Raw genomic sequence first — 7,455 nt, 5'->3', positions numbered from 1 at the left:
GGGCCACGCGGCGGGCGGCGCCCGCCGCCGCCCGCCGCGTGGCCCGGCCCGGGCGTGGTGGTCGGGGCAGGGGGGACGCGGGAGAATCGGGGGACCACATGGCAGTACCCGGACGGACGAGAGACGGAGCGCACGTGCCCCTGCAGGACGGCGGGATCCCCGAACCCCAGGACGACGGGCCGGTTCAGGCAAGGCCCGCGGCGACCGGGACTCGCCCTGCACCCGCGCCTGAGGCGGCCGGGACCCGCCCTGCACCCGCGCCTGAGGCGGCCGGGACCCGCCCCGTGCCCGCGCCGGAGGCGGTCCGGCGTGGGCGCCCCCGGTCCGAGGCCGTCGAGCAGGCCATCTTCGACGCGGTCGTCGGGCTCCTGGAGGACGGCGTCCCGCTCACCGAGCTGTCCATCGAGCGGATCGCCCGTACCGCCGGCGTCGGCAAGGCCACCATCTACCGCCGCTGGCCCGGCAAGGAGGAGCTCTTCGTCGAGCTGGTCCGCTCCGTGGAGCCCCGGGACCCCGTGCTCACCGGCACCTCCGTCCGGGACGACCTCGTCATGCTCCTGGAGATGCTGCGGCAGCGCGGCCTCGCCAAGCGGTCCTCCGCCCTGCTCCACAACGTGTTCTCGCAGATGCAGGCCTATCCCAAGCTGTGGGAGGCCTACCAGAACACCGTCATCGAGCCGCGCCGCCGCCTCGGCCTCGACACGGTGCGGCGCGGCATGGAGCTGGGGGAGATCCGCGACGACCTCGACGTCGAGTTCGTCAACGACCTCTTCACCGGCCCGCTGCTCCTCCGTACCGTCATCCGGCCCGGCGCCGACCTGGAGCCCGGTCTCGCCGAGAAGGTCGTCGACGCCGTCATGGAGGGTCTGCGCCCCCGGCGCTGAAAGAACAACAGCCCTGAAAGAACACCGCCCCTGAACCGTACGAATGTGCGCGTTCTGTCACAGCCTCCCCGCCCGCGCCACCTGCAGGAACCCGCCACGCGCCCGTGTCGTCCCTGGGGGAGTACGACGGACCCGTCATCGCCTAGTGTCGACGTCGGGTCACGGAGCGGGACAGCAGTGCGGCAAGGCAGCAAGGCAGTGAGGACAGTGCGATGGCGCGGGTGGACATGACGGAGACCGATCACGGCGGCGCGGGGAGCGAGCGTCCCCGGTCCCGGTTCCGGACCGCGCTCGGCCGGCTCCGCCGCGATCCGGGGATCTGGCGCCGGGGCATCCTCCTCGCCGTGATCGCCGTGGCGGTCACGCTGCTCATGGTGTTCCACTCGGACATCCCGAACCGGATCGGCAACCTGGGCAGCCTCACCGAGACCTTCCTGCCCTGGTTCGGCCTCTTCGTGCCGCTCCTCCTCGTGCTCGCGCTCGTGCGCCGCTCGGCCACCGCGCTGATCGCCCTGCTGCTGCCGGCCGTGGTGTGGCTGAACCTCTTCGGCGGTCTCGTCGCCGACAAGTCGGCCCCGGGCGGCGACCTGACCGTCGCCACCCACAACGTGAACGCCGACAACACCGACCCCGAGGGCACGGCCCGTGCCCTCGCCGCCTCCGGCGCCGACGTGCTCGCCCTGGAGGAGCTGAAGGGCGACATGGTCCCGGTCTACGAGAAGGGCCTCGCCGCCACCTACCCGTACCACTCCGTCCAGGGCACGGTCGGGCTCTGGAGCAGGCTTCCGCTGCGCGCCGCACAGCCCGTCGACATCCACATGGGCTGGACCCGCGCCATGCGCGCCTCGGTGGTCACCCCGAAGGGCGAGGTGGCCGTGTACGTGGCCCACCTGCCCTCCGTACGGGTCAAGATGAACGCCGGCTTCACCGCCAACCAGCGCGACACCAGCGCCAACGCGCTCGGCGAGGCCATCTCCAAGGACCGGCACGAGCGGATCGTCCTCCTCGGCGACCTCAACGGCACCATGAACGACCGCGCCCTCAACGCCGTCACCTCGCAGCTGCGCTCCACCCAGGGCGCGGCGGGCGACGGCTTCGGCTTCAGCTGGCCGGCCTCGTTCCCGATGGCCCGCATCGACCAGATCATGGTCAAGGGCGTGGAGCCGGTGTCCTCCTGGGCGCTGCCGGAGACGGCGAGCGACCATCTGCCGCTCGCCGCCCGGGTGAAGCTCTGAGGACCGGCCTCAGATCGTCTCCCGCCAGCGGTTCGTGATCGGCAGGCGCCGGTCCTTGCCGAAGCCCTTCGCCGAGATCTTGGTGCCCGGCGGGTACTGGCGCCGCTTGTACTCCGCCGTGTCCACCATCCGCAGCGTCTGCGTCACCAGCTCCTCGTCGAACCCGGCCGCCACGATCGCGTCCCGGCCCCGGTCCTGGTCCACGTACAGCGAGAGGACCGCGTCCAGGAGGTCGTAGTCCGGCAGCGAGTCCGTGTCGACCTGGCCGGGGCGCAGTTCGGCGCTGGGCGGCTTGATGATCGAGCTCTCGGGGATCGGCGGGGTCTGGCCGCGCTCCTCGGCCGCCCGGTTCCGCCAACGGGCGAGCCGGAAGACGTCCGACTTGTAGACGTCCTTGATGGGCCCGAACGCGCCGACGGAGTCGCCGTACAGCGTCGAGTAGCCCACCGCCAGCTCCGACTTGTTGCCGGGCGCGAGGACGATGTGGCCCTCCTGGTTGGAGAGCGCCATCAGCGTCGTGCCGCGCAGCCGTGACTGGAGGTTCTCCTCGGCGAGACCGGTGAGCCCGAGCGCGCCCATGTACGCGTCGAACATCGGCTCGATCGACACGGTGCGGAAGTGCAGCCCGGTCCGGCGGGCCAGTTCCTCCGCGTCGCCGCGCGAGTGGTCGGAGGAGTACTTCGAGGGCATCGACACCCCGTACACGTTGTCCGCGCCGAGCGCGTCGCAGGCGATCGCCGCGACGAGCGCCGAGTCGATGCCGCCGGACAGACCGATCAGGACCGAGCGGAAACCGTTCTTCGCGACGTACGCCCGCAGTCCGATCACCAGCGCCGAGTACACCTCCTCGTCGTCGTCGAGCCGGTGCGCGTAACCGCCCGTCAGCTCCGGCTCGTACGCGGGCAGCGGTTCCCCGGAGAGCACCACCCTGTCGATCCGCAGCCCGTCGTCGACCACGCCCTCGGGCGCGTCCGGTTCGGCCGCCGGAAGCTCCAGGTCGAGGATCACGCTGCCCTCCACGAACTGCGGGGCGCGCGCGATCACTTCGCCGGACGCGTCCACGACGATCGAGTCGCCGTCGAAGACCAGCTCGTCCTGACCGCCCGTCATCGCCAGGTACGCGGTGACGCACCCGGCCTCCTGGGCCCGCTTGCGGACCAGTTCGAGCCGGGTGTCGTCCTTGTTCCGCTCGTACGGCGAGGCGTTGACCGAGAGCAGCAGACCGGCCCGGGCACTGCGCGCCGCCGGCACCCTGCCGCCCTCCTGCCAGAGGTCCTCGCAGATCGCCAGGGCCACGTCGACGCCGTGGACGCGGACGACCGGCAGGGTGTCGCCCTGCACGAAGTAGCGGTACTCGTCGAAGACGCCGTAGTTCGGCAGGTGGTGCTTGGCGAAGCGCAGCGCCACCTCGCCGCCGTACAGGACGGCGGCGGCGTTCTCCGGCGACCCGGCGGGCCGGCCGAGTCTCGGCTCGGCCCGCTCGGAGCGGTCGAGGTAGCCGACGACGACCGGCAGCTCCCCGAACCCCTCGTCCGCGAGACGCCGGGCCAGACCGCGCAGGGCGGTCCGGGACGCCTCGACGAAGGAGGAGCGCAGCGCGAGGTCCTCGACGGGATATCCGGTCAGCGCCATCTCGGGGAACGCGACGAGATGCGCGCCCTGCCCGGCGGCGTGCCGGGTCCAGTGCACGATCGCCTCGGCGTTCCCGGCGATGTCTCCGACGGTCGAGTCGATCTGATTCAGGGCGAGGCGTAGTTGAGGCACCCGCCCAGTGTAATCGTCAAACCGACGCTATGTCCTGTGATCCGGGGTCCGGGACGTCCCTGCGTCCCCGGCCGCCGACATGCGGGGCGGCCGCGCCCCGCTGATCATGACCCCATGACGACCACTGACGAACCGGCAGAGTCGGCACGGCCCGCCGCGACCGACACCGCGGTCCCGCAGGACGACGGCACCAAGAGGCAGGGGGGCCGGGGGCGTCCCCCGGGAACGAACAGCATCAGCTGGCTGACGCTCGCCTTCATGACGACCGCGTCCGTCGCCAGCCTGCGGCCCTCACCGTCCATGGCCATCTACGGACTCGCCGCGATCTTCCTCTACCTGCTGCCCGCCCTCGTCTTCCTGCTCCCCACCGCCCTCGTCGGCGCCGAGCTCGCCTCCGGCTGGTCCGGCGGCATCTACCGCTGGGTCAGCGAGGCCCTCGGCAAGCCCCTGGGCTTCCTCGCCGTCTGGTGCCAGTTCGCCATGACCATCGCGTACTACCCGAGCCTGCTCGCGTACGTCGCCTCGACCTTCGCGTACGTCATCGACCCCTCCCTCGCGGAGAACGGGCTCTACGTCGCGATCGTCATCATCGTCATCTACTGGTCCGGGGTATGGATCTCCTCGCGCGGTACGAAGACGATCGCCGGCCTGTCCTCCTTCGGCCTGATCGTCGGCACCCTCGTCCCCGGCGTCCTCCTGGTCGTCCTCGGCATCGTCTTCCTGGGTCAGGGCAACCCCTCCGCCCAGCCCATGAGCGCCGACCACTGGCTCCCGCCGTGGACCGGACTCGCCAGCCTGGTCCTCATCGTCAACAACTTCCTGTCCTACGCGGGCATGGAGATGAACGGCGTCCACGTCTCCTCGCTGCGCGAGCCCAAGCGCGAGTACCCGAAGTCGATGTTCCTGGCGACCGGCCTCGTCCTGCTGATCTTCATCCTCCCGGCCCTCGCCATCGCCTGGGTCATGCCCGCCGAGCAGCTCAGCCTCACCGCCGGTCTGATGCAGGCCTTCCAGGCCTTCTTCGACCACTTCTCCATCGGCTGGATGACCAAGGTCGTCGGCATCATGCTGGTCTGCGCCGCCCTCGGCGGCATGCTCACCTGGCTCGCCGGACCCGCCAAGGGCCTCGTCCTGCTCTCCCGGCAGGAGGGCTACCTGCCGCCCTCGCTGCAGAAGTTCAACAAGGACGGCGCCCCGCAGAACATCATGATCGCGCAGGGCGTGATCACCACCCTGATCGGCATCCTCTACGCCTTCAGCGACGACGTCTCCAGCGCCTACTGGATGTTCTCCGTCATCACCGTGCAGATCTATCTGATCGCCTACCTGCTGATGTTCGTCGCGGTCGTCAAGCTCCGCAGGACCCAACCGGACGTCGACCGGGGCTTCCGCGTCCCCGCCGTCCAATGGGTCGCCGGCATCGGCTTCGTCGCCTCCGTCGCCGCGCTCGTCATCGGCTTCGTCCCGCCCGACCAGTTCGGGAACCAGCCGCTCTGGCGCTACCTGCTGATCGTCGGCGGCGGCCTGCTGCTCCTGGGCATCGTGATCCCGGCCGCGCTCCTCAAGTACCGCAAGCCCGGCTGGGTCCACCCCGACCACCGGGAAGCGTCGGCGGCGCCCTGACACGCCGGGGCCCGGCGGCCCACTGCGGGGCCGCCGGGCCACAGTACGGAGGGGAAAGGGTCAGGAAGCGGCGTAGACGCTCGCGCAGAACGCCTTGAGCTGCTCGTCGGAGAGGTGCTGGGCCAGATCGGCCTCACTGATCATGCCGACGAGCCGCTTGTCCTCGATGACCGGCAGCCGTCGGATCTGGTGGCTCTCCATCTCCTCCAGGACGGCGCCCACGTCCGCGTCCGCCTCGATCCAGCGCGGGGTGCCCTTCGCCATGTCGCCGCAGGTGACCCTCGACGGGTCGTGGCCCATGGCCACACAGCCGACGACGATGTCGCGGTCCGTGATGATGCCTGTCAGCCGTTCGTTCTCGTCGGCGATGGGCAGTGCGCCCACGTTCAGGTCGCGCATCATCTGCGCGGCACGGTCGAGCGTCTCGTGTGCCGGGATCCACTGGGCCCCGGGATGCATGATGTCCTTCGCCGTGGTCATGGGGTACGTACCTTTCGTTCGAACGTGTCGTACGAATCCCCGAGCCCACCCATTGTCGGCGGACGACCCGGCCCCCGCGACCGCAGCGGGTCGCGGGGGCCGTGGCGCCCCGCCGATCAGGCCCCGCGCTTCTTCAGCATGTCCGCCATCAGCGCCATCTCGGACCTCTGCGCGTCGACCATGCCCTGCGCCAGCTTCCGCTCGATGTCCACCGAGCACTTCTGGACGCAGCCCTCGGCCATGTGGACCCCGCCCTTGTGGTGCTCGGTCATGAGCCTCAGGTACAGGACCTCGGCCTCCCGGCCGCTCGCCCTGCGCAACTCGTCCAGCTGCGCATTGGTCGCCATGCCCGGCATCAGGGCCCCGTCCATGTCCATCGAACCCATGTCGCCCATGCCCATCCAGGCCATCGGCGCGACCCCGGACACGTTCTTCGGCAGACCCCACAGATCGAGCCAGCCGAGCAGCATGCCCCGCTGGTTGGCCTGCGTGTTGGCGATGTCGTACGCGAGCCGCCGGACCTCCTCGTCCTTCGTCCGGTCCCGGACGATGAACGACATCTCGACGGCCTGCTGGTGGTGGACGGCCATGTCCCGGGCGAAGCCGGCGTCCGCCGACGAGGAGACCGGGGTGCTCGGGGCCTCGTCACGGTCGGCGGAGGCGACGGTGACCGCGCCCCCGGCGAACAGCACCGCGAGGGCGACGGCGGCGACCGCCGCCCCCTGCGTACGGTTGAGCCTCACTGGCCCATCCCCGTACCGCCCTGACCGTCCGCGCCGATCCCGCCCGTGCAGGCCGCACCCGGCTCCGGGGTCTGCGGACCCTGCACGTACTTCGTGAAGAAGGCGTCGACGCGCGGGTCGTCCGCGCTGTCCACGGTCACCTGCTTGCCCCAGGCGGACAGCATGATCGCCCCGGCCTGGTCGTCCATGGGGCTCATCAGCGAGTACTTGGTGTTCTTGACCTTGCCGGCCAGCTTCTTCACGTCGTCCTGGGAGGCCTGCTTGTTGTACGTCACCCAGACGGCCCCGTGCTCCAGGGAGTGCACGGCGTTCACGTCGGCGATCTTCTTGTCGTAGACCACGCCGTCGCAGTTCATCCAGACCGGGCTGTGGTCACCGCCGACCGGCGGCTTCATGTCGTAGTGCACGGCCTTGGTGACGTGGTTGCGGCCGAGCTTCTTCGCGTCCCAGGACTTCTCGGCGGCGATGGGGGCGTTGGCGGCGGCCTTCTCCGCGTCCCGCTTGTCGGACTCCTTCATCAGGATGAAGGTGCCGAAGCCGACGAGGCTGAGCACGACGACGGAGGAGATGCCGATGGTGAGGAGGCGGTTGCGGCGCTCGCGGGCCTGCTCGGCGCGGCGCGCGGCCTCTATTCGGGCGCGGCGGTCGTTGGAGGCGGTGGCGGAGCGGGGTGCGGCCATGGTGAGGTCGTCCTTCTTCAGGAGTGGGGTGGAGTTCGGGGGTGGA

7 protein-coding genes are annotated in these 7,455 nt (G+C 70.6%); 3 read left to right on the top strand and 4 right to left on the bottom strand.

Annotation, left to right across the window (positions count from 1 at the left end):
* Positions 1-134 precede the first annotated feature (134 nt).
* Together CCN56_RS24685 and CCN56_RS24680 are read left to right on the top strand one after the other, a co-directional pair.
* A complete protein-coding gene (locus CCN56_RS24685; RefSeq protein ID WP_086830090.1) occupies positions 135-884 on the top strand; it encodes a TetR/AcrR family transcriptional regulator in 750 nt (249 codons plus the stop codon).
* Between the two features lie 227 nt (positions 885-1,111).
* On the top strand, positions 1,112-2,119 hold the full coding sequence (locus CCN56_RS24680) for an endonuclease/exonuclease/phosphatase family protein (protein ID WP_373412897.1): 1,008 nt from the start codon (positions 1,112-1,114) through the stop codon (positions 2,117-2,119).
* A gap of 9 nt (positions 2,120-2,128) precedes the next feature.
* Here the strand turns inward: CCN56_RS24680 and CCN56_RS24675 are convergent, their stop codons facing one another.
* Positions 2,129-3,883 carry an NAD+ synthase gene (locus CCN56_RS24675; protein ID WP_179199976.1) on the bottom strand — a complete coding sequence of 585 codons (1,755 nt, stop codon included), beginning with the start codon at positions 3,881-3,883 and terminating at the stop codon, positions 2,129-2,131.
* 114 nt (positions 3,884-3,997) lie between these two features.
* On the opposite strand from CCN56_RS24675, the gene CCN56_RS24670 reads away from it, so the two are divergent.
* Positions 3,998-5,506 carry an APC family permease gene (locus tag CCN56_RS24670; protein WP_086830086.1) on the top strand — a complete coding sequence of 503 codons (1,509 nt, stop codon included), beginning with the start codon at positions 3,998-4,000 and terminating at the stop codon, positions 5,504-5,506.
* A 60-nt stretch (positions 5,507-5,566) separates the two neighbouring features.
* Here CCN56_RS24670 and CCN56_RS24665 read toward each other — a convergent pair whose 3' ends face one another.
* From CCN56_RS24665 to CCN56_RS24655, 3 genes are all read right to left on the bottom strand, one after another.
* Positions 5,567-5,986, bottom strand: a complete 420-nt coding sequence (locus CCN56_RS24665) for a CBS domain-containing protein (protein WP_086830084.1) — start codon at positions 5,984-5,986, stop codon at positions 5,567-5,569.
* Between the two features lie 116 nt (positions 5,987-6,102).
* Positions 6,103-6,729, bottom strand: a complete 627-nt coding sequence (locus CCN56_RS24660) for a DUF305 domain-containing protein (protein WP_086830082.1) — start codon at positions 6,727-6,729, stop codon at positions 6,103-6,105.
* Positions 6,726-7,409 (bottom strand): DUF3105 domain-containing protein, encoded by a 684-nt coding sequence (locus CCN56_RS24655; RefSeq protein WP_086830092.1) that lies wholly within the window; start codon positions 7,407-7,409, stop codon positions 6,726-6,728. The genes CCN56_RS24660 and CCN56_RS24655 overlap by 4 nt, the downstream gene beginning before the upstream one ends.
* Between the last annotated feature and the right edge of the window lie 46 nt (positions 7,410-7,455).

Source organism: Streptomyces sp. NRRL B-24572, from assembly GCF_002156145.1.
Taxonomy (GTDB): domain Bacteria; phylum Actinomycetota; class Actinomycetes; order Streptomycetales; family Streptomycetaceae; genus Streptomyces; species Streptomyces vietnamensis.
Note: the sequence above shows the minus strand (reverse complement) of the source record. Positions and strands in the feature narration are given on the sequence as shown.